This is a genomic window from Pseudocitrobacter sp. 73 (assembly GCF_008369545.1).
GTDB lineage: Bacteria > Pseudomonadota > Gammaproteobacteria > Enterobacterales > Enterobacteriaceae > Pseudocitrobacter > Pseudocitrobacter vendiensis.
Genome location: NZ_VTZO01000013.1, coordinates 26,993 through 50,680 on the forward strand (window position 1 = coordinate 26,993; position 23,688 = coordinate 50,680).

At 53.3% G+C, this 23,688-nt stretch carries 21 protein-coding genes; 10 read left to right on the forward strand and 11 right to left on the reverse strand.

The features are described from left to right. Positions 1-251: 251 nt before the first annotated feature. A complete protein-coding gene (locus F0Q32_RS14495; RefSeq protein WP_149463636.1) occupies positions 252-962 on the reverse strand; it encodes a DUF3053 domain-containing protein in 711 nt (236 codons plus the stop codon). Between the two features lie 415 nt (positions 963-1,377). On the opposite strand from F0Q32_RS14495, the gene F0Q32_RS14500 reads away from it, so the two are divergent. From F0Q32_RS14500 to cspA, 3 genes are all read left to right on the forward strand, one after another. After that, a complete protein-coding gene (locus F0Q32_RS14500; protein ID WP_149463637.1) occupies positions 1,378-2,748 on the forward strand; it encodes an MFS transporter in 1,371 nt (456 codons plus the stop codon). 223 nt (positions 2,749-2,971) lie between these two features. Further along, complete coding sequence (locus F0Q32_RS14505; RefSeq protein WP_149463638.1) at positions 2,972-3,253, forward strand: HTH-type transcriptional regulator; 282 nt, start codon at positions 2,972-2,974, stop codon at positions 3,251-3,253. 269 nt (positions 3,254-3,522) lie between these two features. Further along, complete coding sequence (gene cspA / locus F0Q32_RS14510) at positions 3,523-3,735, forward strand: RNA chaperone/antiterminator CspA (RefSeq protein ID WP_000014594.1); 213 nt, start codon at positions 3,523-3,525, stop codon at positions 3,733-3,735. Between the two features lie 164 nt (positions 3,736-3,899). On the opposite strand, the gene hokA (F0Q32_RS14515) is transcribed toward cspA, so the two are convergent. From hokA (F0Q32_RS14515) to F0Q32_RS14535, 5 genes are all read right to left on the reverse strand, one after another. Next, on the reverse strand, positions 3,900-4,052 hold the full coding sequence (gene hokA, locus F0Q32_RS14515) for a type I toxin-antitoxin system toxin HokA (protein ID WP_149463639.1): 153 nt from the start codon (positions 4,050-4,052) through the stop codon (positions 3,900-3,902). A 388-nt stretch (positions 4,053-4,440) separates the two neighbouring features. Continuing rightward, positions 4,441-4,593 (reverse strand): type I toxin-antitoxin system toxin HokA, encoded by a 153-nt coding sequence (hokA, locus tag F0Q32_RS14520; RefSeq protein WP_149463640.1) that lies wholly within the window; start codon positions 4,591-4,593, stop codon positions 4,441-4,443. Positions 4,594-4,911: 318 nt separating this feature from the next. Next, positions 4,912-6,981 (reverse strand): glycine--tRNA ligase subunit beta, encoded by a 2,070-nt coding sequence (gene glyS / locus F0Q32_RS14525; RefSeq protein ID WP_149463641.1) that lies wholly within the window; start codon positions 6,979-6,981, stop codon positions 4,912-4,914. A 9-nt stretch (positions 6,982-6,990) separates the two neighbouring features. After that, entirely contained in the window at positions 6,991-7,902 is a 912-nt protein-coding gene (gene glyQ / locus F0Q32_RS14530; protein ID WP_001168551.1) for a glycine--tRNA ligase subunit alpha, read from the reverse strand. Positions 7,903-8,040: 138 nt separating this feature from the next. After that, complete coding sequence (locus F0Q32_RS14535; RefSeq protein WP_149463642.1) at positions 8,041-8,346, reverse strand: YsaB family lipoprotein; 306 nt, start codon at positions 8,344-8,346, stop codon at positions 8,041-8,043. Positions 8,347-8,646: 300 nt separating this feature from the next. Between F0Q32_RS14535 and F0Q32_RS14540 the strand changes: the two genes are divergently transcribed. Next, on the forward strand, positions 8,647-9,642 hold the full coding sequence (locus tag F0Q32_RS14540) for an acyltransferase (RefSeq protein ID WP_149463643.1): 996 nt from the start codon (positions 8,647-8,649) through the stop codon (positions 9,640-9,642). Here the strand turns inward: F0Q32_RS14540 and F0Q32_RS14545 are convergent. From F0Q32_RS14545 to xylA, 3 genes are all read right to left on the reverse strand, one after another. Continuing rightward, a complete protein-coding gene (locus F0Q32_RS14545) occupies positions 9,639-9,971 on the reverse strand; it encodes a YiaA/YiaB family inner membrane protein (RefSeq protein ID WP_188016868.1) in 333 nt (110 codons plus the stop codon). The genes F0Q32_RS14540 and F0Q32_RS14545 overlap by 4 nt on opposite strands. A 134-nt stretch (positions 9,972-10,105) precedes the next feature. Continuing rightward, complete coding sequence (xylB, locus tag F0Q32_RS14550; protein ID WP_149463645.1) at positions 10,106-11,560, reverse strand: xylulokinase; 1,455 nt, start codon at positions 11,558-11,560, stop codon at positions 10,106-10,108. A 91-nt stretch (positions 11,561-11,651) separates the two neighbouring features. Next, positions 11,652-12,974 (reverse strand): xylose isomerase, encoded by a 1,323-nt coding sequence (xylA, locus tag F0Q32_RS14555; RefSeq protein WP_149463646.1) that lies wholly within the window; start codon positions 12,972-12,974, stop codon positions 11,652-11,654. Between the two features lie 350 nt (positions 12,975-13,324). On the opposite strand from xylA, the gene xylF reads away from it, so the two are divergent. The 4 genes from xylF (at position 13,325) to xylR (ending at position 18,338) form a co-directional block, all read left to right on the forward strand. Next, on the forward strand, positions 13,325-14,317 hold the full coding sequence (gene xylF, locus F0Q32_RS14560) for a D-xylose ABC transporter substrate-binding protein (RefSeq protein ID WP_149463647.1): 993 nt from the start codon (positions 13,325-13,327) through the stop codon (positions 14,315-14,317). Between the two features lie 68 nt (positions 14,318-14,385). After that, a complete protein-coding gene (locus F0Q32_RS14565; RefSeq protein WP_149463648.1) occupies positions 14,386-15,927 on the forward strand; it encodes a xylose ABC transporter ATP-binding protein in 1,542 nt (513 codons plus the stop codon). Then, positions 15,905-17,086 (forward strand): xylose ABC transporter permease XylH, encoded by a 1,182-nt coding sequence (gene xylH / locus F0Q32_RS14570; RefSeq protein ID WP_149463649.1) that lies wholly within the window; start codon positions 15,905-15,907, stop codon positions 17,084-17,086. Before F0Q32_RS14565 ends, xylH begins: the two co-directional genes overlap by 23 nt. Before the next feature lie 73 nt (positions 17,087-17,159). Then, complete coding sequence (gene xylR / locus F0Q32_RS14575; RefSeq protein ID WP_149463650.1) at positions 17,160-18,338, forward strand: D-xylose utilization transcriptional activator XylR; 1,179 nt, start codon at positions 17,160-17,162, stop codon at positions 18,336-18,338. 36 nt (positions 18,339-18,374) lie between these two features. On the opposite strand, the gene F0Q32_RS14580 is transcribed toward xylR, so the two are convergent. Next, positions 18,375-19,229, reverse strand: coding sequence for a Vmh family MBL fold metallo-hydrolase (locus F0Q32_RS14580; protein WP_149463651.1), 855 nt, complete (start codon positions 19,227-19,229; stop codon positions 18,375-18,377). Between the two features lie 114 nt (positions 19,230-19,343). On the opposite strand from F0Q32_RS14580, the gene F0Q32_RS14585 reads away from it, so the two are divergent. Then, a complete protein-coding gene (locus F0Q32_RS14585) occupies positions 19,344-20,225 on the forward strand; it encodes a LysR family transcriptional regulator (RefSeq protein ID WP_149463652.1) in 882 nt (293 codons plus the stop codon). A 210-nt stretch (positions 20,226-20,435) separates the two neighbouring features. Here the strand turns inward: F0Q32_RS14585 and F0Q32_RS14590 are convergent, their stop codons facing one another. Beyond that, positions 20,436-21,260: a protein bax gene (locus tag F0Q32_RS14590; protein ID WP_149463653.1), complete on the reverse strand. Its 825-nt coding sequence runs from the start codon at positions 21,258-21,260 to the stop codon at positions 20,436-20,438. Positions 21,261-21,574: 314 nt separating this feature from the next. Here F0Q32_RS14590 and F0Q32_RS14595 point away from each other — a divergent pair, with 314 nt between their 5' ends. Continuing rightward, positions 21,575-23,608, forward strand: a complete 2,034-nt coding sequence (locus tag F0Q32_RS14595) for an alpha-amylase (RefSeq protein ID WP_149463654.1) — start codon at positions 21,575-21,577, stop codon at positions 23,606-23,608. The last annotated feature ends 80 nt before the right edge of the window (positions 23,609-23,688 follow it).

Below are 23,688 nucleotides of genomic sequence, written 5' to 3' on the forward strand. Positions count from 1 at the left end.
AGCAATCCATGTATTTATATAGAAAATAAATTCATGACTTCTTTTACGCTTGTTTTATATCAATCAACGATTGGCGTTTAAACCTGTGCCAAAAAATAGGTACAAAGCATCTCAGTTTGAATACTGGTTTCGGTTTTCAGGGGGGAATAAGGGAGAAAGGTACAGACTAAAGATAATACCGGGCCTGAAATCAAACCCGGTGTCAGGAGACGACGCATCACATCAGGTGTGTTACGTCGACACGGCTTATTTTATTTGGTCGCGTCGACCGCCGCAGTCCAGGCCTGAGTAAATGCCTGATGCTGGGAAGCCAGCGGGCCGATCAGCGAGTTGTACTGGCTTGCCTGCTGCGAAGTCGGGAACTGAATGCCGTTCGCCACGAAGCTCACCTGCTCACCCTGCTGTGCGACAAAATCACCCACCTGAACCAGCTGCTGCGTGAAGATTTGCGCCGCCGGAATCAACGGTTGCATCGCATTTGCAGGTGCCGTCACCACTTTGCTGTATACCTGATCAAAGACCGGCTTCAGATCATCCGCCTGTTTCAGCGCGGCATGTGCCGCATCGGCCTGCATCTTTGCATTTTCCAGTTGCTGGCTCAGTACACCCAGCGAACCGTTCGCCTGACGCAGCGGCTCGCGCTGAGTCATATAATCCTGCGGAACGCGAATGGCGTTAACACTATCGACAACCGGACGCAAACCCGCATCCATCGCCTGGCTCACCTGCTGCGAATAGCCGTAAATGACGGCGTAATCGGAGACAAAGGGACCAAACTGTTTTTTCTGGTCAGCGGTCAGCGTTGGCAGACGTTCGCCCCCGCGCATCACTGTATTTTGCAGGAAATCGACAAACGCTTTGCGCTGATCGCCTTCTTTATCAAAACACCCACTCAGGCTAACAACCATCAACAACGCCGCAACAGGCGCAAACCAGCGAGAGCAGGACTTTCCTGTCGCCATTTTATTACTCCTTCAGCCAAAAAAACGCAAACAGGCACCCGCGTGCCCGACGCTGACAAGGATAGTCCAGCAGCGCGCCGCAGGATACCTTTTCCTGACAAGTTATGGCATGAAATCACGATGAGGAAAGGGAGAATTTCAAGATGTTAATGCAATGTTGCATACATCACATTTATGGCCACTACATTTACGCGAAATATTGTCATTAATCCATTGTTTTAAAATGACTTTAATCTTATTTCTTAAATCCTTTCCCGTAGGGAGTACGATAATCGCACACTTCCTGATTTCCCCTGCATTGTCGCCGCATACGTTAAGTGTTTTGATGAATTGAACGATTACCGGAAATAGGTTCGATAATCGCACAACCGCATGCGGGAGAATCCTTCTCCCCGCTGTTTTCAGGAATTGCCGCATGACGAAGACAACCACGGATATTCAGGCTTTTATCAACGATCATCCCTTTTCTAAATATCAGTGGATGATCCTCGCATTATGCTTTGTGACCGTCGCCATGGACGGTTTCGACACTGCGATTATTGGCTTTATCGCCTCTGACCTGGTGCAGGAATGGGGCGTGCAGAAATCAGATCTCGGGCCGGTGATGAGCGCCGCGCTGGTTGGCCTGGCGGTGGGTGCATTAACGGCAGGCCCAATGGCGGACCGTATTGGCCGCAAGAAAGTACTGGTGCTGTCGATTCTGGTTTTCGGTGGCTTTAGCCTTGTCACCGCGTTTGCCACCAACCTCACCCAGCTTACGCTGCTGCGTTTCCTGACCGGACTGGGGCTGGGTGCGGCGATGCCCAATGCCGCCACGCTGATGAGCGAATATGCACCAGAGCGTCGCCGCGCACTGCTGGTGAATCTGATGTTTGTGGGCTTCCCCATTGGCTCGTCGATGGGCGGGTTTATCTCAGCGTGGCTCATTCCACACTACGGCTGGCAGAGCGTGCTGATCCTTGGCGGCGTCATGCCGTTGGCGCTGGCGGTGCTGCTGATCTTCCTGCTGCCGGAATCCGCGCGCTATATGGTGGTCAAAAACCAGCCTCAACATAAAATTGCCGCCATTCTCAAACGTATCGCCCCGGTGGCCGATAACGCGAGTTTTGTCCTGCAGGAAGCCGGACAGGTGAAAGAGAAATCGGCGCTGGGGGTGATTTTCTCGCCTCGCTATGCTGTCGGCACGGTGATGCTGTGCCTGACCTACTTCATGGGCCTGTTGATTTTTTATTTACTGACCAGCTGGCTACCGCTGTTAATTCGCGAAACCGGTGCATCCTTAAGCCAGGCGTCGGTCATCACTGCCCTGTTTCCGCTGGGCGGCGGGATTGGCGTGCTTATCCTCGGCGTGCTGATGGATAAACTCAATCCCAATAAGGTAGTGGCGGTAGGCTACGTACTGACAGGCGTGTTCGTCTGCCTGGTCGGTTTCTCAACCAACAGCCTGGTGCTGATGGGCGTGATGGTCTTTATTGCCGGTACCATCATGAACGGCGCGCAATCCTCGATGCCGGCTCTTGCAGCGGGTTTCTACCCGACGCAGGGGCGCGCAACGGGCGTGGCGTGGATGCTGGGGCTGGGCCGATTCGGTGGCATTCTGGGCGCATTCAGCGGGGCATTCCTGATGCAAGCGGAACTCTCCTTCCAGACCATTTTTACACTGCTGGCCATTCCCGCGCTGGTGTCAGCGCTTGCGCTGCTGGTAAAACACATCGTCAGCCAGCGGCAGATGCGAAAGAACGAAGCAGAAACGCCTGCGTTAAACCAAAATACGCAGAAAGCCTGATAAAGCGAACCGGCGGCTCAGCCGTCGGTTTTAGCGCTTTTTTACAAAATTATACTTCCCGCCACTGACCTTGATTTGTGTACAATTTTTACGCTATTTGCGCTGTATAGAAATCGATCTCACGAATAATCACTTCAGCAACCAACTTTTGAACGGATTTCCCGACTATTCTTAACTGGCTGTACCTATTCACGATCACGCTGTGTGTATATAGGAGTTATCAATGGAAGAAAAAGATTCTACATTTGAACTGCTGAGCAGTCTGGAAGAGATTGTCTTCAAAGATGCTTCATCAATGATTAACCTGACACCAAAGCCATCGATCTTTTCCGAGTTTGAGGAGCTACGCAAAGATACCGGTTTGCAGATGGCTGAGTTCGCTAAAGCGATGGGCGTAAGTGTTTCTCTGGTGCAGGAATGGGAGTCCAGACGGGTAAAACCTTCAGTTACCGAACTTAAATTGCTCCGTCTGATTCAGGCCGACCAACAAATTACAAACAGATAACAATCTGATTCATATGCATTTATCTCTTATTTAACGGTCCTTTTCTTGGGCCGTTTTATGTTTTTCTCAGATAACGTTTGCGTTTAGTGGCCGAAGTATGCGTTAATAGCTTCACGGTTTGACGCACAGACCACAAAGCAGTTGAGTAAAGCAGTTCCCTTCAAGGTTATCCATTGGTACCCCTCGTAGCGACATTTCCTTTACGCTTTAAATTCTGTAAAGCATGCCATAACGCCGTAAGGCTCACTTAATTTATAAAGGTAATTTCTATGTCCGGTAAAATGACTGGTATCGTAAAATGGTTCAACGCTGATAAAGGTTTCGGCTTCATCACTCCTGACGATGGTTCTAAAGACGTGTTCGTACACTTTTCTGCTATCCAGAACGATGGTTACAAATCTCTGGACGAAGGTCAGAAAGTGTCCTTCACCATCGAAAGCGGCGCTAAAGGCCCGGCAGCTGGCAACGTAACTTCTCTGTAAGTTTAAGCCGCTAAGAATTCGAATCCCTGCCCTCGGGCGGGGATTTTTTTTGCCTGCGATTTGTCGTCGTAGACTTTAGTGATATTCACATCATAAATAAAAAGGGTGCATTGAAAATGCATCACGCCACAAGAAAGGCGGAGATTTCTCCCCGCCAGTTGCCCTTACTTTTTATTCCCACAGCCTAAAAATGCCGCCAGCTCATTACTTCCCTGTTTGATGTGTAATTCACACAGTGAATCTCTCACCATCCAGGTAAATAATAATAGCGTGAAACAAATCACTACTAAGCTAAATAACAAATATTTTTGCGGCATTCCCAGCCTCCGGTGTTGATTTCCAACAAGCAAGAGGCTACCTTTATGGTGTCTATGCATAGAGGGGCCTCACTTTGATTTATAGTCAGGTGGGGCTTTTCTCTGTCTGCCTTTCGGTGATACCTGAGACAAACAGTCTCAAGCACCCGCCGCTATTCTAGCAAACACCGCTCAGGCGAAAGAATGAATATATTCTGAAAAAGTTTCTGAGAAATAAATGTGTAAGTACATGCACATTTATAAAATGATTGTTACTTTTTATGATTACCCCATAAACATAGCCATTTGTGGCCATCCACAATAGGGTCATTCACAGCATAAATAAAAGGGTGCATTGAGAATGCATCACGCCACAAGAAAGGCAGAGATTTCTCCCCGCCAGTTGCCCTTACTTTTTATTCCCACAGGCTAAAAATGCCGCCAGCTCATTACTTCCCTGTTTGATGTGTAATTCACACAGTGAATCTCTCACCATCCAGGTAAATAATAATAGCGTGAAACAAATCACTACTAAGCTAAATAACAAATATTTTTGCGGCATTCCCAGCCTCCGGTGTTGATTTCCAACAAGCAAGAGGCTACCTTTATGGTGTTCATGCATAGAGGGGCCTCACTTTGATTTATAGTCAGGTGGGGCTTTTCTCTGTCTGCCTTTCGGTGATACCTGAGACAAACAGTCTCAAGCACCCGTCGCTATTCTAGCAAACACCGCTCACGCAAAAGAATTAATGTATTCTGAAAAAAATTTTGCGTAATAAATGTGTAAGTACACACACATTAATCGAATAATTATTACTTGTTTATATTAGCGCATAAAAAAACCTGCCATTCGGCAGGTTTTTATTTATCAGCAGTAAACTTATTGCAGCAGCGAAATATCCGCAACCTGCAGGAACAGTTCACGCAGCTTCGACAGCATAGTCAGACGGTTGATACGCAGTTCTTTGTCATCAACCATAACCATCACTTTGTCGAAGAAGGCATCGACTGGCTCACGCAGCTCCGCCAGTTCTACCAGCGCTTCCTGATAACGCCCTTCTGCAAAAGCAGGTGCCAGTTTGTCACGTAAAACCACAACCTGCATGGCCAGCGCTATTTCTTCCGGCTCTTTCAGCGTGGCGGCGTTTACGCGGTCATTCAGCACTTCGTCTGTTTTCGCAAGGATGTTAGAAACACGCTTATTAGCCGCAGCCAGCGCAGATGCCGCTTCCAGAGTACGGAAGTGAGATACCGCTTTCATACGCGCATCGAAATCTGCCGGACGCGTCGGACGACGAGCCAGCACAGCCTGGATGGTGTCGACGGTGTAACCGGCATCCTGATACCAGGCGCGGAAACGGCCCAACATGAAGTCGATAACGTCATCAACCACGTTGGCGTTAGTCAGCTTATCACCGTACAGACGCGCCGCTTCTTCAGTCAGTGTTTGCAGATCGAGGTTGAGGTTCTTCTCAACGATAATGCGCAGCACGCCCAGCGCGGCACGACGCAGCGCAAACGGGTCTTTGTCGCCCTTCGGATGCTGGCCGATACCAAAGATACCCGCCAGGGTGTCCATCTTGTCAGCGATCGCCAGCGCACAAGCCACAGGATTAGACGGCAGGTCATCACCGGCAAAGCGCGGTTGATACTGCTCGTTCAGCGCCACGGCGACATCTTCCGCTTCGCCATCGTGACGCGCGTAGTGCATACCCATCACGCCCTGGGTGTCGGTGAACTCGAAGACCATGTTGGTCATCAGGTCACACTTGGACAGCAGGCCCGCACGGGTAGCGTGGTTGACGTCAGCGCCAATCTGTTCTGCGATCCAGCCAGCCAGCGCCTGGATGCGGTCAGTTTTGTCGCGCAGCGTGCCCAGCTGTTGCTGGAACAGCACGGTTTGCAGGCGCGGCAGGTTATCTTCCAGACGTTTTTTACGGTCGGTATTGAAGAAGAACTCCGCATCGGCCAGACGCGGGCGAACCACTTTTTCGTTACCGGAGATAATCTGCTGCGGGTCTTTCGACTCGATGTTGGAAACGAAGATAAAGTTCGGCAGCAGTTTGCCGTCGTTTGCATACACCGGGAAGTACTTCTGGTCACCTTTCATGGTGTAAACCAGCGCTTCAGACGGCACCGCGAGGAATTTCTCTTCAAACTTCGCAGTCAGTACAACCGGCCATTCCACCAGCGAGGTGACTTCTTCCACCAGGCTTTCGCTTAAGTCAGCGTTACCGCCAATCTTACGCGCGGCTTCTTCGGCATCAGCTTTAATCTTCGCTTTACGCTCAGCGTAATCGGCGATGACTTTCCCGCGCTCGCGCAGAATTTCCGGATACTGATCGGCGTTATCGATAGTGAATTCCGGCTCGCCCATAAAGCGGTGGCCACGAATCACGCGATCGGACTGAATACCCAGAATGGTTGCCGGAATGACTTTGTCGCCCAGCAACAGGGTCACAGTGTGAACCGGACGCACGAAGTGCACGTCAGACGCGCCCCAGCGCATCAGTTTCGGAATTGGCAGCTTTGCCAGCGAAGTAGCGACCATATTCGGCACCAGCGCTTCGGTACTTTCGCCCTTCACGTGGGCGCGATACAGCAGCCATTCGCCTTTGTCAGTGGTCAGACGCTCAGCCTGGTCAACGGTAATACCGCAGCCACGCGCCCAGCCTTCTGCCGCTTTGCTTGGTTTTCCTTCGGCGTCGAACGCCTGGGCAATCGCCGGGCCGCGTTTTTCAACTTCGCGATCGGCCTGAGCTTCCGCCAGGTTGGCAACCTTCAGCGCCAGACGACGCGGGGCAGCAAACCATTCAACGTTGCCGTGTGCGAGGCCGGCGTTATCCAGCTCCGCAGTGAAGTTCGCAGCAAAGGACTCAGCCAGGCTGCGCAGTGCTTTTGGTGGCAGCTCTTCAGTGCCAATTTCCACCAGAAAAGTTTTCTCAGACATGGCCGCCTCTTACTTGTCTTTGTTGCACATCGGGAAGCCGAGGGCTTCACGGGAAGCATAATAAGCTTCTGCCACTGCTTTGGTCAGGGTGCGAATGCGCAGGATATAGCGCTGACGCTCGGTGACGGAGATGGCTTTACGCGCATCCAGCAGGTTGAAGCTGTGGGCGGCTTTCAGAATACGCTCGTAGGCTGGCAGCGGCAGCGGATTTTCCAGCGCCAGCAACTGCTGCGCTTCTTTCTCGTACTGCTCGAAGCAGGTGAACAGGAAGTCCACATCCGCGTATTCAAAGTTGTAAGTGGACTGCTCCACTTCGTTCTGATGGAACACGTCGCCGTAGGTGGTTTTACCCAGCGGGCCGTCGCTCCAGACCAGGTCGTAAACGCTGTCTACGCCCTGAATGTACATCGCCAGACGTTCCAGACCGTAGGTGATCTCGCCGGTAACCGGTTTACATTCCAGGCCGCCAACCTGCTGGAAGTAAGTGAACTGCGTCACTTCCATGCCGTTCAGCCACACTTCCCAACCCAGACCCCAGGCACCCAGCGTCGGGTTTTCCCAGTTATCTTCCACGAAACGGATATCGTGGATGGTCGGGTCCATGCCCAACTCTTTCAGGGAACCGAGGTACAGCTCCTGAATGTTGTCCGGCGATGGCTTGATGACCACCTGGAACTGATAGTAGTGCTGTAAACGGTTCGGGTTTTCGCCGTAGCGGCCATCGGTCGGACGACGAGAAGGCTGCACATAAGCAGTCGCCATCGGCTCTGGGCCCAGCGCGCGCAGGCAGGTCATTGGGTGAGAGGTACCCGCGCCAACTTCCATGTCCAATGGTTGAACAATGGTGCAGCCCTGGCGAGCCCAGTAATCCTGTAAGGTCAGGATCAAGCCCTGGAAGGTCCTGGTATCAAACTTTTGCATATTATTTCGTGCTGGATACGTGTGGATTTAAAGGAAGGGATCAGTATACCCGCTGGCTGGAAGATATACAGTATGAAAGCGGCCTGTTTAGGGAAAATAGAGGAAAACAGGCCGTCTTTTCGTGCCATATTGCCGCGTTTAACGCATCGATAAGTGTAAAAAATCACCATTTGCGTCAAATGAGCAGACAAAACCTTCATTGCGGGGAGTATAGCCGCGTAATTCATAGCTGCCCTGAAAACGCTCAAAGCCCGTGACATCAATTTTCTGCGCCACTGTGTTATAGCGCTCCGCTGCCCGCTCCTTGCATAAATTTTCCATGCCCAGCGAGCGCGCGGGGTTCGCTTTCGCATTTTGCGCTTTCATCGGCGCAGCATTTTCGTGCGTAGCGCATCCCGCCAGTAATAGCCCCATTAGCAGGGGAAGAAGTCGCTTCATCATCATTTTTCATTACCGCCTTACGATCGGGCTGTTATTTTAGTTTGTGGTCTCTGATGCGCCCGCATTTTGCGAATCACACCACAATCTTATACCCAAAATAGTTCGAGTTGCCTGAAGGCGGCAAACGAGCTCACCCCAGGAGCGTACATAAGTACGTGACTGGGGTGAGCGAGTGCAGCCAACGCATAGGCAACTCGAAATATGAAGGGTATACAAGTGTGGGGTGAAAAACTCAGAATAATCCAGTCAAATAGCCTAATAAATATTGAGTCACACTTTGTTTGAAAGGAGAAACCGGCCCCAATGCAGCCCAAAATAAACTGGATTGATAACCTACGCGGAATAGCCTGCCTGATGGTAGTGATGATCCATACGACAACCTGGTACATTACCAACGCGCACAGTATCAGCCCGGTGAACTGGGATATTGCTAATGTTCTCAACTCTGCCTCACGCGTAAGCGTGCCGCTGTTCTTCATGATTTCCGGCTATCTTTTTTTCGGGCCACGCAGCGCCCAGCCGCGCCATTTTCTGCGGATTGCACTGTGCCTGCTGTTTTACAGCGTCGTGGCGCTTATTTATATCGCGGCCTTCACGCATATCAATATCGAAGGGTCGCTTAAGAACATCCTACAGAAGCCTGTTTTCTATCACCTGTGGTTTTTCTTTGCCATTATCGTGATTTATCTGGTCTCGCCGCTGATTGAGGTGAAAGCGATAAGCGGCAAAATGCTACTGGCGCTGATGGTGGTGATTGGTATTGTTGCTAACCCGAATACTGTGACGTTGAAAGCCGACGGCATCGAATGGCTGCCGGTAAATCTCTATATCAACGGCGACACCTTTTACTACCTGATTTACGGCCTGTTAGGGCGCGCTATCGGTATGATGGAGACGCAAAAACGTGGATTAAGCTGGCTGTGCGGGATCGGTTTTGTGCTGGCGGTGGCGGTGATTTCGCGTGGCACGCTGCATGAATTGAACTGGCGCGGCAACTTTGCCGACACCTGGTATCTGTACTGTGGGCCAATGGTATTTATCTGCGCGGCGACGCTGTTTGTGGTCGTCAAAAATTGTCTTAATCATCGCGTGTTGCCGGGATTAGCGCTGATTTCGCGCCATTCGCTGGGTATTTATGGTTTTCATGCCCTGATTATTCATGCCCTGCGAAGCAGCGGCGCAGACATTAAAAGCTGGCCGCTGCTCGATATTGTGTGGATTTTCTGCGCCACGCTGGCGGGGAGTTTGTTGCTTTCGATGCTGGTACAACGCGTGGATAGCAAGCGATTTGTCAGCTAACGCCAGCGCGCCGCGCCGGACATCGCGGCAAACCAGGCGATAACGCTAAGCCCCTTTTCTGTCAGGTTAAGGGGTAAGTTCCAGATGCCCACCAGCATTAATCCTGTTGCCAGCAGTAGCACCAGGCGACACAGCCCAGCAAAACGTGTCTCGTCTTTGTCTTTTCCGGATAATCGCTGGTACGCCAGCACGGTGAACACACCAAGGACCAGCACGGCCAGGAAATAGCCTTTATCGGTTAACTGCGGGCAGTCGCCCCATAGACATACGACGTAGAGAATAACTCCAAAAAACAACACACCCTGCGGGGCCTTTAGCGCTAACTTCATGGCGATCTCCTTATCCATAGCAAATGCATTATGAACGGAAACCGCAGCGCAACATTAGAGCAACACGAAATTTCCAGCAAATTCGGAATTCATCAATTCAGACGGGAGATCCGCCCCATAAGGGGCGGAAAACATCAGGACATCAACGGCAATAGCTGCTGATAAAGTTGGCGGAAGGTTTCACGACGCGGGGCATAGTGTGCATGCCGCTGTGCGTCCGGGTAGTGCGCCTGCTCAAGCGGTAACTGCGGCAGCAGATCAGCGAACGGTTTATCGCGGTGAATCGCCAGTTGCGCCAGGCGCGCTGCGCCCAATGCCGGTCCGACATCGCCGCCAGTGCGGTAATCCAGCTGTTGACCGCTGATATCCGCCAGCATCTGACGCCAGTAAGCGCTACGCGCACCACCGCCAATCAGGGTCACGCTTTTCGGTGTGACGCCGCAGGCATGAACCACATCCATCCCGTCGGCCAGTGCGAAACCTACGCCTTCGAGCACCGCGCGCGCCAGTTCAGCCGGGCCATGCTGGTGCGTCAGGCCAAAGAAGACGCCTTTTGCCTGCGGGTTATTGTGCGGCGTACGCTCACCGGAAAGATACGGCAGGAACCACACCGGCCCGGCATTCTCATCGGCGGATTGCGCTGCGCTTATCAGCGCAGGTACGTTTTCCAGCCCGGTGAGTTTTGCTGCCCAGTCGAGGCACGACGCAGCGCTAAGCATCACCGACATTAAATGCCAGCGCCCCGGCAGCGCATGGCAGAAACTGTGCACCGCGCTTTCTGGCTTGCTGAGGAATCCTTCGCTTACCGCAAAGTAAACGCCTGACGTGCCGAGCGAGAGCATCGCCTGCCCGGCATCGGCCATACCTACACCGACTGCGCCCGCCGCGTTGTCACCGCCACCCGCAACCACAGGCACCGCGGGCATATTCCACGCCTGCGCGACGGATGGCAGCAGCGTGCCAGTAATCTCACAGCCTTCAAATAGCCCAGGCATGTTGTCACGGCTCAGTCCACAGGCCGCGAGCATCACATCGCTCCAGTCCCGTTTTGCCACGTCCATCCACATCGTACCCGCCGCGTCGGACATATCACTGGCGAATTCACCGGTAATACGCAGGCGCAGATAATCTTTTGGCAACAGGACCTTATCGACCTGGGCAAAAATCTCCGGCTCATGGCGCTTCACCCACAGCAGTTTCGGCGCGGTAAAGCCCGGCATCATCAGGTTGCCGGTAATCTGGCGTGAATTTTTCACCGCGTCTTCCAGCAACTGGCACTCTTGTGCACAGCGGCCATCGTTCCACAGAATCGCCGGGCGAAGGACGCGCTGCTGCTTGTCGAGAAGGGTTGCGCCGTGCATCTGCCCGGCAATGCCCAGCGCTTTAACGCCCTGTAAACTGTGCTGCTGCGAGAGCGCTTTAATCGCGCGGTCGGTCGCCAGCCACCACTGCTCCGGGTCCTGTTCAGACCACAGTGGATGCGGGCGAGAAACGGTAAGTTTTTCCGTTTGCGAGGCGACGACATCGCCCTCTTCACTCAGAAGGATAGCTTTAACGCCGGATGTACCCAGATCAATCCCAATATACATAGCGATCGTTCCTTAAAAAAAGCCCGGTTTCGCTCGCGCTTACCGGGCCTGCATAATCAGGCCGGGCGAAATAATCGCCCGGCGGTTTCCATTATTTGTCGAACAGATAGTGATTGACCAGGTTTTCCAGCAGTTCCTGGTGACCGCTCTGATGATGCGGCGCCAGCTGATGCTGCTCGGCATATTTTGCCAAGTCCTGCAACGACATCTGCCCTTTCAGGATTTGCTGGCCCAGTTCACCGTTCCAGCCCGCGTAACGTTTCGCCACGCGTTTATCCAGCTCGCCGCCTTCAATCATACGCGCCGCCACTTTCAGCGACAGCGCCATGGTGTCCATCGCGCCAATGTGACCATAGAACAGATCATATTTGTCGGTGCTCTGACGACGTACTTTCGCATCGAAGTTCAGGCCACCGGTAGTGAAGCCGCCCGCTTTGAGAATTTCGTACATCACCAGCGCATTCTCTTCCACGCTGTTCGGGAACTGGTCAGTATCCCAGCCCAGTTGCGCGTCGCCACGGTTGGCATCAACGGAACCGAACAGGCCCAACGCGATCGCGGTGGCAATTTCGTGATGGAAAGAGTGCCCCGCCAGCGTCGCGTGGTTCGCTTCAATGTTCAGTTTAATCTCTTTTTCCAGGCCGAACTGTTTGAGGAAGCCATAAACGGTCGATGCATCGTAATCATACTGATGCTTGGTCGGTTCCTGCGGTTTCGGTTCGATAAGCAGGGTGCCCTGGAAACCGATTTTGTGTTTATGCTCCACCACCATCTGCATGAAGCGGCCAATCTGCTCGCGTTCCTGACGCAGGTCGGTATTCAGCAGGGATTCGTAGCCTTCACGGCCTCCCCACAATACGTAGTTCTCGCCGCCCAGTTTGTGGGTGGCATTCATGGCGGTGAAGACCTGCGTCGCCGCCCAGCTAAAGACTTCCGGGTCAGGGTTCGTGGCCGCGCCTGCACCGTAGCGCGGGTTAGTAAAGCAGTTCGCCGTACCCCACAGCAGTTTCACACCGCTCTGCTGCTGTTTTTCGGCCAGCACGTCTACCATCTGCGCGAAGTTGTTCAGATACTCTTTCAGCGACGCGCCTTCCGGCGATACGTCAACATCATGGAAGCAGTAGTAAGGCACGTTCAGCTTATGGAAGAATTCAAATGCGACATCCGCTTTGCGTTTCGCCAGGGCAATGGCTTCACCCGGCTGCTGCCACGGGCGGTCGAATGCGCCCACGCCGAACATATCTGCGCCATTCCAGCAGAAGGTGTGCCAGTAGCAGGCGGCGAAGCGCAGGTGATCTTCCATCCGTTTACCCAGCACCAGTTCGTCAGGGTTGTAGTGGCGGAAAGCCAGCGGGTTTTCCGTTTTAGGGCCTTCGAAACGAACACGATCCAGTTGGTCGAAATAAGCTTGCATAATGAACTCCATAATCAGATACGCGGCGAGGAATAATTCGTTGTCTAATACTGAGTTCAGATTTCCTGTTCCTCAATTACGTTATTTCACACTGCGATTAAGAGAATCCACAAACGTGCGCTGGCTCGCAAAATAAAACGGCTCGCAAAATTTATGTAAATTTCTCTTAGGCGATATATAAAACTCGATCAAGCTCATAAATTGACAATTAAACCAAATATCGTAATGGGAAGATAAAAATCTGTAATTGCCAGCACCGCTTTCTATGTTAAAAATTTGCTGCGTGTTAAGTCGTGCTTGTTTCTTTTATCGCCAATCTCATTACCTACCCTACAAAAGGCATTACGACTATGAAAATCAAGAACCTTTGCCTCACGCTCTGTGCATCCCTTCTGCTTACCAGCATGGCGAGCAGCGCAAAAGAAGTCAAAATCGGTATGGCTATCGACGATCTGCGTCTTGAGCGCTGGCAGAAAGACCGCGATATTTTTGTTAATAAAGCAGAATCGTTAGGCGCCAAAGTATTTGTACAGTCGGCTAACGGTAACGAAGAAACCCAGATGTCGCAGATTGAAAATATGATCAACCGTGGCGTCGATGTTCTGGTCATTATTCCTTACAACGGTCAGGTACTCAGTAACGTCATTAAAGAAGCCAAACAGGAAGGTATTAAAGTCCTGGCTTATGATCGCATGATCAATAACGCTGATATCGATTTCTATATCTCTTTCGACAATGAAAAAGTGGGCGAAATGCAGGCCCAAAGCCTGGTCAATCAGGTTCCACAAGGTAATTATTTCCTGATGGGTGGCTCACCGGTGGATAATAACGCCAAACTGTTCCGCGCGGGTCAAATGAAAGTCTTAAAACCGTATATCGATAGCGGCAAAATTAAAGTCGTAGGCGATCAATGGGCCGATGGCTGGTTACCTGAAAACGCCCTGAAAATTATGGAAAACGCCCTCACCGCCAATAACAACAAAATTGATGCTGTGGTGGCGTCTAATGATGCGACCGCAGGCGGTGCGATTCAGGCACTGAGCGCACAGGGCCTGGCGGGCAAAGTCGCTATCTCCGGGCAGGATGCGGACCTTGCGGGGGTAAAACGCATTATTGCGGGCACGCAAACCATGACCGTGTATAAACCGATCACCACGCTTGCGACAACCGCCGCTGAAATCGCTGTCGAGCTCGGCAACGATCAACAGCCGAAGTCAGATGCCACGCTGAATAATGGCCTGAAAGATGTGCCGTCTCGCCTCCTGACGCCAATCGAAGTGAATAAGAGCAATATCGACCAAACCGTCGTTAAAGATGGGTTCCATAAGAAGAGCGAACTTTAATTTCTCTGCCCCGGTAACGGGGCAGTCGTTCTCGTTCGGCCTGAATTATCGGCTTACGTGGAGCAGCTATGTCTTATTTACTTGAAATGAAAAATATCACCAAAGCCTTTGGCGCGGTGAAAGCAGTGGATAACGTCAGCTTGCGTTTAAATCCTGGCGAAGTAGTGTCACTGTGTGGTGAAAATGGCTCCGGAAAATCGACGCTCATGAAAGTGCTGTGCGGAATTTACCCGCACGGCAGCTACGACGGCGAGATTATTTTTGCCGGAGAAACGCTTACCCCGACGCATATTCGCGACACCGAACGCAAAGGTATCGCCATAATTCACCAGGAGCTGGCGCTGGTGAAACACCTTACGGTGCTGGAGAATATTTTTCTTGGCGCAGAAATCAGCCGCCACGGTATTCTCGACTACGACGCTATGACCCTGCGCTGCGAAAAATTACTTGCCCAGGTCAGTCTGGCAATTTCGCCCGACACTCGCGTGGGCGATTTAGGGCTGGGGCAACAGCAACTGGTCGAAATTGCCAAAGCGCTGAATAAACAGGTGCGCCTGTTGATCCTCGACGAGCCAACCGCTTCGCTCACCGAGCAGGAAACGGCCGTGCTGCTGGATATCATCCGCGACCTTCAGCACCACGGCATTGCCTGCATCTATATTTCGCACAAGCTCAATGAAGTGAAGGCTATCTCCGACACCATCTGCGTGATCCGCGATGGTCAGCACATCGGCACGCGCGACGCCAGCAGCATGAGCGAGGACGACATCATCACCATGATGGTGGGCCGCGAACTGACGGCGCTCTACCCCAACGAACCGCACGCCACCGGTAACGAAATCCTGCGCGTGGAACACCTCACGGCGTGGCATCCGGTTAACCGCCACATCAAGCGGGTAAACGATATCTCTTTCAGCCTTCGGCGCGGGGAAATTCTCGGGATTGCCGGGCTGGTCGGCGCCGGACGTACCGAGGCGGTACAGTGCCTGTTTGGCGTCTGGCGCGGGCGCTGGGAGGGGAAAATCTTTCTGGATGGCAAACCCGTGACCATTAACACCTGCCAGCAGGCGATTGCCCACGGTATTGCAATGGTGCCGGAAGATCGCAAAAAAGATGGCATCGTGCCGGTGATGGCTGTGGGTAAAAATATGACGCTGGCGGCGCTTGATCAGTTCAGCGGTGTGCTAAGCAGCCTGGATGATGCCCGCGAGCAGCAATGTATTTTACAGTCGTTGCAACGGCTTAAAGTCAAAACATCCTCACCAGAGCTGGCGATTGGTCGCCTCAGCGGCGGTAATCAACAGAAAGCAATTCTGGCACGCTGCCTGTTGCTCAACCCGCGCATTCTGATCCTCGACGAACCGACGCGCGGTATCGACATTGGCGCGAAATATGAAATCTACAAGCTGATCAACCAACTGGTGCAACAGGGGATCGCCGTTATCGTTATCTCTTCCGAACTGCCGGAAGTACTGGGTCTTAGCGACCGGGTGCTGGTGATGCACGAAGGGAAACTGAAAGCGGACCTGGTGAACCACAACCTGACGCAGGAAAAAGTGATGGAAGCCGCATTAAGGAGCGAACGTCATGTCGAAAAACAACCCGTCTGAAATCAAGCTGGCGGCGCCGACGCCGGCCCCCACATTTAGCCTGAAGTCGCTGAATTTGCAGGTTTTCGTGATGATTGCCGCTATTGTGGTCATCATGCTGTTCTTCACCTGGACGACCGAAGGCGCGTACCTCAGCGCCCGTAACGTCTCTAACCTGCTACGCCAGACAGCCATCACCGGCATTCTGGCGGTGGGGATGGTGTTTGTGATTATCTCCGCCGAAATCGACCTCTCTGTCGGCTCAATGATGGGTCTGCTCGGCGGCGTAGCGGCGATTTTCGACGTCTGGCTCGGTTGGCCGTTGCCGCTGACCATCATCGTGACGCTGGCGATGGGCCTGGTACTCGGCGCATGGAACGGTTGGTGGGTTGCCTATCGGAAAGTCCCGTCGTTTATCGTCACCCTCGCCGGGATGCTGGCCTTCCGGGGTATTCTGATTGGCATCACCAACGGTACCACCGTGTCGCCTACCAGCGCCGCGATGTCGCAAATTGGTCAAAGCTACCTGCCTGACGGCATTGGCTTCTCCTTCGGGGCGATTGGCCTGATGGCATTTGTTGTCTGGCAGTGGCGCGGGCGCATGCGACGTCAGAATCTTGGGCTCGCTACACCGGCCTCTACCGGCGTGGTCGGGCGTCAGGCATTGACGGCGATAATTGTACTGGGTGCGATCTGGCTGTTGAACGATTATCGCGGCGTGCCGACGCCGGTTCTGCTGCTGACGCTGCTGCTGTTGGGCGGGATGTTCATGGCAACGCGCACGGCGTTTGGACGTCGCATTTACGCCATCGGCGGTAATATCGAAGCCGCGCGCCTGTCAGGGATTAACGTCGAGCGCACCAAGCTTGCCGTCTTCGCCATCAACGGCCTGATGGTGGCGATTGCCGGGTTAATCCTCAGCTCGCGTCTTGGCGCAGGTTCACCGTCGGCAGGCAACATTGCCGAGCTGGACGCTATCGCCGCCTGCGTGATTGGCGGCACCAGTCTGGCGGGCGGCGTGGGGAGCGTGGCCGGAGCGGTAATGGGCGCGTTTATCATGGCATCGCTGGATAATGGAATGAGCATGATGGACGTGCCCACTTTCTGGCAATATATCGTTAAGGGCGCCATTTTGCTGCTGGCAGTCTGGATGGATTCGGCCACCAAACGCCGCGCTTGATACGATGTAATAATGTCGATACCGGCGAATGATGCCGGTATTGTCATTCATGATTCACCAGGGAAATTGAACCATGTTTGAAAAGCGTCACCGTATTACCCTGTTATTCAACGCGAATAAAGCCTATGACCGACAGGTGGTCGAAGGGGTTGGTGAGTATTTACAGGCGTCGCAGTCGGAGTGGGATATTTTCATTGAGGAAGATTTCCGCGCGCGTATCGAAAACATCAAAGAGTGGCTTGGCGATGGCGTGATTGCCGATTATGACGATCCCCACATCGAAGCGTTATTGGCCGACGTGAAAGTGCCCATTGTCGGCGTAGGCGGCTCCTATCATCGCCCGGATCAGTATCCGCCCGTCCATTACATCGCCACCGATAACTATGCGTTGGTTGAAACCGCTTTCCTGCACCTGAAAGAGAAAGGCGTACATCGATTCGCGTTCTACGGCTTGCCGGGCTCCAGCGGTAAACGCTGGGCGGTTGAGCGAGAATATGCCTTTAGCCAGATTGTGGCTAAAGAGAAATATCGCGGCGTGATTTATCAGGGGCAAGAGACCGCGCCAGAGAACTGGCAGCACGCGCAGAACCGCCTGGCGGACTGGCTGCAAACGCTGCCGCCGCAAACCGGCATTATCGCCGTAACCGACGCGCGCGCGCGCCATATTCTGCAAGCCTGCGAACACCTGCACATTCCGGTGCCGGAGAAGCTGTGCGTCATTGGTATCGATAACGAAGAGCTTACCCGCTATCTTTCACGGGTGGCGCTGTCATCTGTGGCACAGGGCGCGCGGCAGATGGGGTATCAGGCCGCCAAACTGCTGCACCGCCTGCTGGATAACGAGGAATTACCGCTACAGCGCCTGCTGGTGCCCCCGATGCGCGTCATCGAACGACGCTCCACCGACTACCGCTCGCTAAACGACCCTGCGGTTATTCAGGCGATGCACTACATCCGCAACAACGCCTGCAAAGGCATTAAAGTGGAGCAGGTGCTCGATTCTGTCGGCATTTCACGCTCAAACCTTGAGAAACGCTTCAAAGAAGAAGTGGGCGAAACCATTCACGCCGTGATCCACAGCGAAAAGCTGGAAAAAGCACGCAGTCTGCTTATTTCCACCTCGCTGTCGATTAACGAAATTTCGCAAATGTGCGGCTACCCTTCCCTGCAATATTTCTATTCGGTGTTTAAAAAAGAGTACGACACCACGCCGAAAGAGTACCGCGAACAACACAGCGAAGTGCGGTTGTAGCCGCTTTGATGCCGGATGGCGCTGCGCGCGTCCGGCTTACTTCCAGGCCATCTCGCCGGTATTGACCTTTGCGCTCAGTTCCAGCGAACTCTCATCGGCGAGATCCGGATATGCCTTTTTCATCACCCCAATCACGCCAGCCGAATCTTTCTGGCTGTTCAGCGCCAGCTCAAATTTTTGCAGATAATCAAGGGTAAAGGTGATGGCTTTCGCCCCGGAGGGCAGTTTGCCAAGGTAATGGCCCGGAATCACCGTCTGCGGCTGTTCAGCCTGCATCGCTTTCAGCACTCTGCGCCATTCATTACGGCGCGTCACGGTCTGTGTATCTGCGCTCCAGATATGAATACCGGACGCCACACCGGTGCCGCCAAGAATCGCCTTATTCGCCGGGATCCAAACGTAGGCGGCATAGCTTTCCGGGTGTTTGATTTCGACCGCTTCACCATCAATGGTGAAACGCATGTCGTGGAGCGGTTTCGGCGTATACAACTGGTGCGGCGCATCGGCTTTCAGCTGCGGCCCCCAGTAGGCCAGCTTCGCATCACGCGTGGCCTCAATGTGAGAGACCACCGCAGGCGTCGCAACGATCTCCACATTCGGGAAGGCTTTGACTATCGGCTCAAGGCCAAAATAGAAATCAGGATCACCCGAGGTAATCACAATGCGCGAAAGTTTTTTACCGCTGTCGCGGATCATGGCGACCAGCTTTTCACCGTCCTTCACGCTGAACTGGGCATCAAACAGCACGGCTTCTGAGGGGCCGTAGACCAGCGTCGATGAGACTGGAAAAACGGCATTTTCCTGAGGGTTATACGTCTTCATCGTCAGCGGAGCGGCAAAAGTCGTGCTGCTGATAACAAGGGCGGCGATGGCGGTGAATGCACGTTTCATGATGAACCTGATGTTGTTATGTGTGAGACCGTCCATTTTACGGATTTCCCTACCTGTCAGAATTCCCGAAAACCGATATGCTTGGTTTCATAAAACGATCAGCTGGAGCCGTCAATGGACAGAGTCACCGCCGCTCGCGTATTTAATCGCATCTGCGAACTGGGCAGCCTGAGCGCCGCATCACGCGCGCTGGGGATTTCGCGGCCCATGGTCAGCCGTTATCTGGAACAGATGGAACAATGGGCAGGCGCGCGCCTGATTCATCGCACGTCGCGCCGTCTGACGCTGACGCCAGCGGGCGAGGAAATTTTGCTTAAGACGCGCCATCTGATTCAACTCGCTCAGGAAATTGAGCTGCGTAATCAGCAGGATGAACCCTCCGGCGTGCTGCGCGTTGCTTGTGCGCACCTGACGGCTACCTGCATCATTGGGCCGATTGTCAGCGAATTTCTGACGCGTTATCCAGCGCTACGTCTGGAACTGGACGTGAACAATCATCCGGTGAACCTGGTGGGCGAGCGCATTGACGTGGCAGTGCGCATTACCAATAACCCGGAGCCCGGTACCATCGCCCGCCGCCTCGGCGAGTGCCGTTCAGTGCTTTGCGCCGCACCGGGTTATCTGGCACGCCACGGCACGCCGCAAACGCCTGCCGAGCTCGCCCATCATAACTGCCTGCACTACAGCCGTTTCGCCGGGCAGAGCTGGCACTTTACCACTGCCGAAGGAACAGCGGTGTCGGTCGATATCAGCGGCAATTTCAGTGCCACGATTTCAACAGTGTTACTGGATGCCGCCGTGGCAGGCTGTGGTATTGCCATGGTGCCGGAAATGGAAGCCAGAGAAGCATTGGCCAAAGGAAGTGTGGTAACACTGCTGGCGAAGTATGAACCGGCCAGGCTGGCGATTTATGGTATGTATTTATCGCGGGAGTATCAGCCTGGAGGATTAAGACCGTTTCTGGATATACTGGAGAATGCATTGTTAGAGGCGTAAAAAAGGGAGCTTTCGCTCCCTGAAACTGATGACAAACGCAACATCGCCTGATGCGCTACGCTTATCAGGCCTACAAAGTTTCTGCAATATATTGAATTTGCACTATTTTGTAGGCCGGATAAGGCGTTTACGCCGCATCCGGCAAGAACAAAGCGCACGTTGTCAGCAATCTGAGGGAGCTTTCGCTCCCTTTAGCATTCCAGATGAGGATTACATATGCGCCGCAATCAGACGCTGGTTATCCTGGTACATCGCGAACAGATAGTTGTTGTAGCTCGAACCTTTAGTGGAATAACCCTTCAGCTTATGAATCATCGCGCTGGCGGTGACTTCCTGGTCCGTCTTACGCAACTGCGCGCGAGACTTACGGAATGACGAGTACGCCGGATGGGTATTCAGGTTCATCGCGTAGGCCTGGACAGACGCTTTGACAGAGTCAAAGTGCGAGTAGCCATTCACTTTACCGGAACCATTTTTACACTTACCGGAACCACACTTCATCCCGAACAGATTATTGTTGGCGCGTGCCAGCTTTGACGTCCCCCAACCGCTTTCTGCCGCAGCCATGGTCGCCACCATGCTGCCAGGGATGATGTCGACACGTTCAAGCAGTGAATTCCACGGCACCTTGCGGGTGTTACCGTTCCACTTCACCTTGTAGCGCGTGGTGATGTCTTTCAAACGCGCACGCTCAGACGGCGACCAGCGGCCTTCGTACTGCTTTGAAACCAGCCAGTTACGATCGGCAGTGATTGCTGCATTTTGGCTTGTAATATAAGGCATTACCGTCCGGAGAAACGCTCTTTTCCTTGGGGTTCCGGAAGGGTATTTTCGCAAATCAGGAAGTGAACTGCTCTTTACACTATTGCGAGAATACTCTTGTTTACTGCTAACCTTAGTACTACTAACCTTTTTAACTGAGGCTTTATGATGCTCTGTTACTGTGTGAGTCTTCGCTAACACCCCACCAGAAAAAATCATGGTGAGTAACATAAGTATCGCTGCCCCATATCGTCGAATGGGAGTCGATATCATTAGGTCTCCTGGTCGGATTTATGCATTCCAACACCTTATTTTTGTCTCGAAATTGAGAGTTGAATCTCAAATCATACCAAAAATAGCCCGCCTGCGCACCTTGCTGAATAGTCTTAGTCCTAAACAATGGCACAACTTTGCCATGGGCAAAAACCATAGTCCTAATAGTAATCATTAGAAATGATACGGTTATCGCACTTTTTACTGAATTTTGACGCCCGTCACTCACCCCTTTTTATCCTCCCCCTGAGAGGATGAGGCTTGCGCGGTCAATTGCTGCCACACTGTTGAAAAAAACCGCGACAGGACCCGACATGAAACTCGCTGCGCTTGTACCGCTACTGCTTCCGACTTACGCCTTCGCCGCCTGGACAGTGAATGACTTCCCGGCTTTTACTCCCGAAGGAACCGGCAAATTCGTCAGTCAAAAAACACTCACGAAGGGTACTCGCCCCCTGACGATAAATTTTGACCAACAGTGCTGGCAGCCTGCCGCGAGCATTAAGCTTAATCAGATGCTGTCGCTGGAGCCCTGCAAAGGCGATGCACCGCAGTGGCGCATCTTCCGCGACGGCAATTATCAACTGGAGATAGACACCCGCTCTGGCACGCCGACGCTGTCGATTTCAGTACAAAGCGCAGCGCAAACCAGCAGCGTACAGACAGCGATTCGTCAGTGTCCGCGCTGGGATGGTAAACCGTTAACCCTTGACGTCAGCCAGACCTTTGCCGAAGGCAGCAACGTGCGGGATTTCTACAGCGGCCAAACGGCGCAGGTAAAACAGGGAAAAATCACGCTGCAACCGGCACCAGAAAGTAATGGCCTGTTGCTGCTGGAAAGCGCAGACACCACCAAACCGGCCCCCTTTAGCTGGCACAATGCCACGGTCTATTTCGTACTGACTGACCGTTTTGTTAACGGCGATCCGGGTAACGACAACAGCTATGGTCGTCGCAAAGACGGCATGCAGGAGATAGGCACTTTCCACGGCGGTGACCTGAAAGGACTCACCAGCAAGCTGGATTACCTGCAACAACTGGGCGTTAACGCACTGTGGATAAGCTCGCCGCTGGAGCAAATTCACGGCTGGGTCGGCGGCGGTACCAAGGGCGATTTTCCCCACTACGCCTATCACGGCTACTACACCCAGGACTGGACAAAACTCGACGCCAATATGGGCGACGAAAACGACCTGCGTAATCTGGTTGAGGGCGCCCATCAGCGCGGCATGCGCATTCTGTTTGACGTGGTGATGAACCACACGGGCTATGCCACGCTCGCCGATATGCAAACGTTCCAGTTTGGCGCGCTCTATCTGGAAGGTAGCGACATCGAAAAAACGCTCGGGAAGAACTGGACGGACTGGACGCCGGGCCCAGGTCAAACCTGGCATAGCTTTAACGATTACATCAACTTCAGCGATAAAGCCGCATGGGAAAAATGGTGGGGGAAAGGCTGGATCCGCACCGATATCGGCGATTACGACAGCCCCGGTTTTGACGATCTCACCATGTCGCTGGCTTTCCTGCCAGATTTAAAAACCGAATCCACTGCCGCCGTGGGCCTGCCCAATTTCTATGCCCATAAACCCGATACGCAGGCCAAAGCGCTGGCCGGCTTCACGCCGCGCGATTACCTCACTCACTGGCTGAGCCAATGGGTGCGCGATTACGGCATCGACGGTTTCCGCGTGGACACCGCCAAACATGTAGAAATGGCGGGCTGGCAGCAACTGAAGACGCAATCCAGCCAGGCGCTGGCCGAGTGGAAAAAAGCCAACCCGGACAAAGCGCTGGATAACGCCCCCTTCTGGATGACCGGCGAAGCCTGGGGCCACGGCGTGATGGAGAGCGACTATTACCGCCACGGCTTTGACGCGATGATTAACTTCGATTATCAGGACCAGGCAGCGAAGGCGGCAGATTGCCTGGCGAATATCGACCTCACCTGGCAACAAATGGCCGACAAATTACAGTCGTTCAATGTGCTGAGCTACCTTTCATCGCACGATACCCGCCTGTTCCGCGAGACAGGTAACCACGCCGCCGAACTTCTGCTGCTGGCCCCCGGCGCAGTGCAGATTTTCTATGGCGACGAGTCGAATCGTCCGTTTGGCCCAACCGGCTCGGACCCGCTTCAGGGTACGCGCTCAGAGATGAACTGGCAGGATGTCAGCGGGAAATCGGCCGCCAGCGTCGCGCACTGGCAGCGTTTAGGCCAGTTCCGCGCGCGCCACCCGGCGGTGGGCGCAGGCAAACAGACGACGCTAACGCTCCCGCAGGGCTATGGTTTTGTGCGGCAAAACGGTGACGATAGCGTGATGGTTATCTGGGCCGGGATTCGCTAAAAATCCGCTATGTGGCCCGTTCTACGCAGAGCGGGCCACCGCAACATAAAGCTCCACATACGTAGATAATCGTAGGTAGT

What these genes read in the sequence shown, in the direction of transcription:
- xylH (WP_149463649.1), top strand. Translation starts at nt 15,905, where the DNA reads ATGTCGAAAAACAACCCGTCTGAAATCAAGCTGGCGGCGCCGACGCCG.
- F0Q32_RS14585 (WP_149463652.1), top strand. Translation starts at nt 19,344, where the DNA reads ATGGACAGAGTCACCGCCGCTCGCGTATTTAATCGCATCTGCGAACTG.
- xylB (WP_149463645.1), bottom strand. Translation starts at nt 11,560, where the DNA reads ATGTATATTGGGATTGATCTGGGTACATCCGGCGTTAAAGCTATCCTT.
- hokA (WP_149463639.1), bottom strand. Translation starts at nt 4,052, where the DNA reads ATGCCGCAAAAATATTTGTTATTTAGCTTAGTAGTGATTTGTTTCACG.
- F0Q32_RS14580 (WP_149463651.1), bottom strand. Translation starts at nt 19,229, where the DNA reads ATGAAACGTGCATTCACCGCCATCGCCGCCCTTGTTATCAGCAGCACG.
- F0Q32_RS14565 (WP_149463648.1), top strand. Translation starts at nt 14,386, where the DNA reads ATGTCTTATTTACTTGAAATGAAAAATATCACCAAAGCCTTTGGCGCG.
- F0Q32_RS14540 (WP_149463643.1), top strand. Translation starts at nt 8,647, where the DNA reads ATGCAGCCCAAAATAAACTGGATTGATAACCTACGCGGAATAGCCTGC.
- F0Q32_RS14495 (WP_149463636.1), bottom strand. Translation starts at nt 962, where the DNA reads ATGGCGACAGGAAAGTCCTGCTCTCGCTGGTTTGCGCCTGTTGCGGCG.
- F0Q32_RS14500 (WP_149463637.1), top strand. Translation starts at nt 1,378, where the DNA reads ATGACGAAGACAACCACGGATATTCAGGCTTTTATCAACGATCATCCC.
- F0Q32_RS14595 (WP_149463654.1), top strand. Translation starts at nt 21,575, where the DNA reads ATGAAACTCGCTGCGCTTGTACCGCTACTGCTTCCGACTTACGCCTTC.
- xylR (WP_149463650.1), top strand. Translation starts at nt 17,160, where the DNA reads ATGTTTGAAAAGCGTCACCGTATTACCCTGTTATTCAACGCGAATAAA.
- F0Q32_RS14545 (WP_188016868.1), bottom strand. Translation starts at nt 9,971, where the DNA reads ATGAAGTTAGCGCTAAAGGCCCCGCAGGGTGTGTTGTTTTTTGGAGTT.
- F0Q32_RS14505 (WP_149463638.1), top strand. Translation starts at nt 2,972, where the DNA reads ATGGAAGAAAAAGATTCTACATTTGAACTGCTGAGCAGTCTGGAAGAG.
- cspA (WP_000014594.1), top strand. Translation starts at nt 3,523, where the DNA reads ATGTCCGGTAAAATGACTGGTATCGTAAAATGGTTCAACGCTGATAAA.
- glyQ (WP_001168551.1), bottom strand. Translation starts at nt 7,902, where the DNA reads ATGCAAAAGTTTGATACCAGGACCTTCCAGGGCTTGATCCTGACCTTA.
- glyS (WP_149463641.1), bottom strand. Translation starts at nt 6,981, where the DNA reads ATGTCTGAGAAAACTTTTCTGGTGGAAATTGGCACTGAAGAGCTGCCA.
- hokA (WP_149463640.1), bottom strand. Translation starts at nt 4,593, where the DNA reads ATGCCGCAAAAATATTTGTTATTTAGCTTAGTAGTGATTTGTTTCACG.
- xylF (WP_149463647.1), top strand. Translation starts at nt 13,325, where the DNA reads ATGAAAATCAAGAACCTTTGCCTCACGCTCTGTGCATCCCTTCTGCTT.
- F0Q32_RS14535 (WP_149463642.1), bottom strand. Translation starts at nt 8,346, where the DNA reads ATGATGATGAAGCGACTTCTTCCCCTGCTAATGGGGCTATTACTGGCG.
- F0Q32_RS14590 (WP_149463653.1), bottom strand. Translation starts at nt 21,260, where the DNA reads ATGATATCGACTCCCATTCGACGATATGGGGCAGCGATACTTATGTTA.
- xylA (WP_149463646.1), bottom strand. Translation starts at nt 12,974, where the DNA reads ATGCAAGCTTATTTCGACCAACTGGATCGTGTTCGTTTCGAAGGCCCT.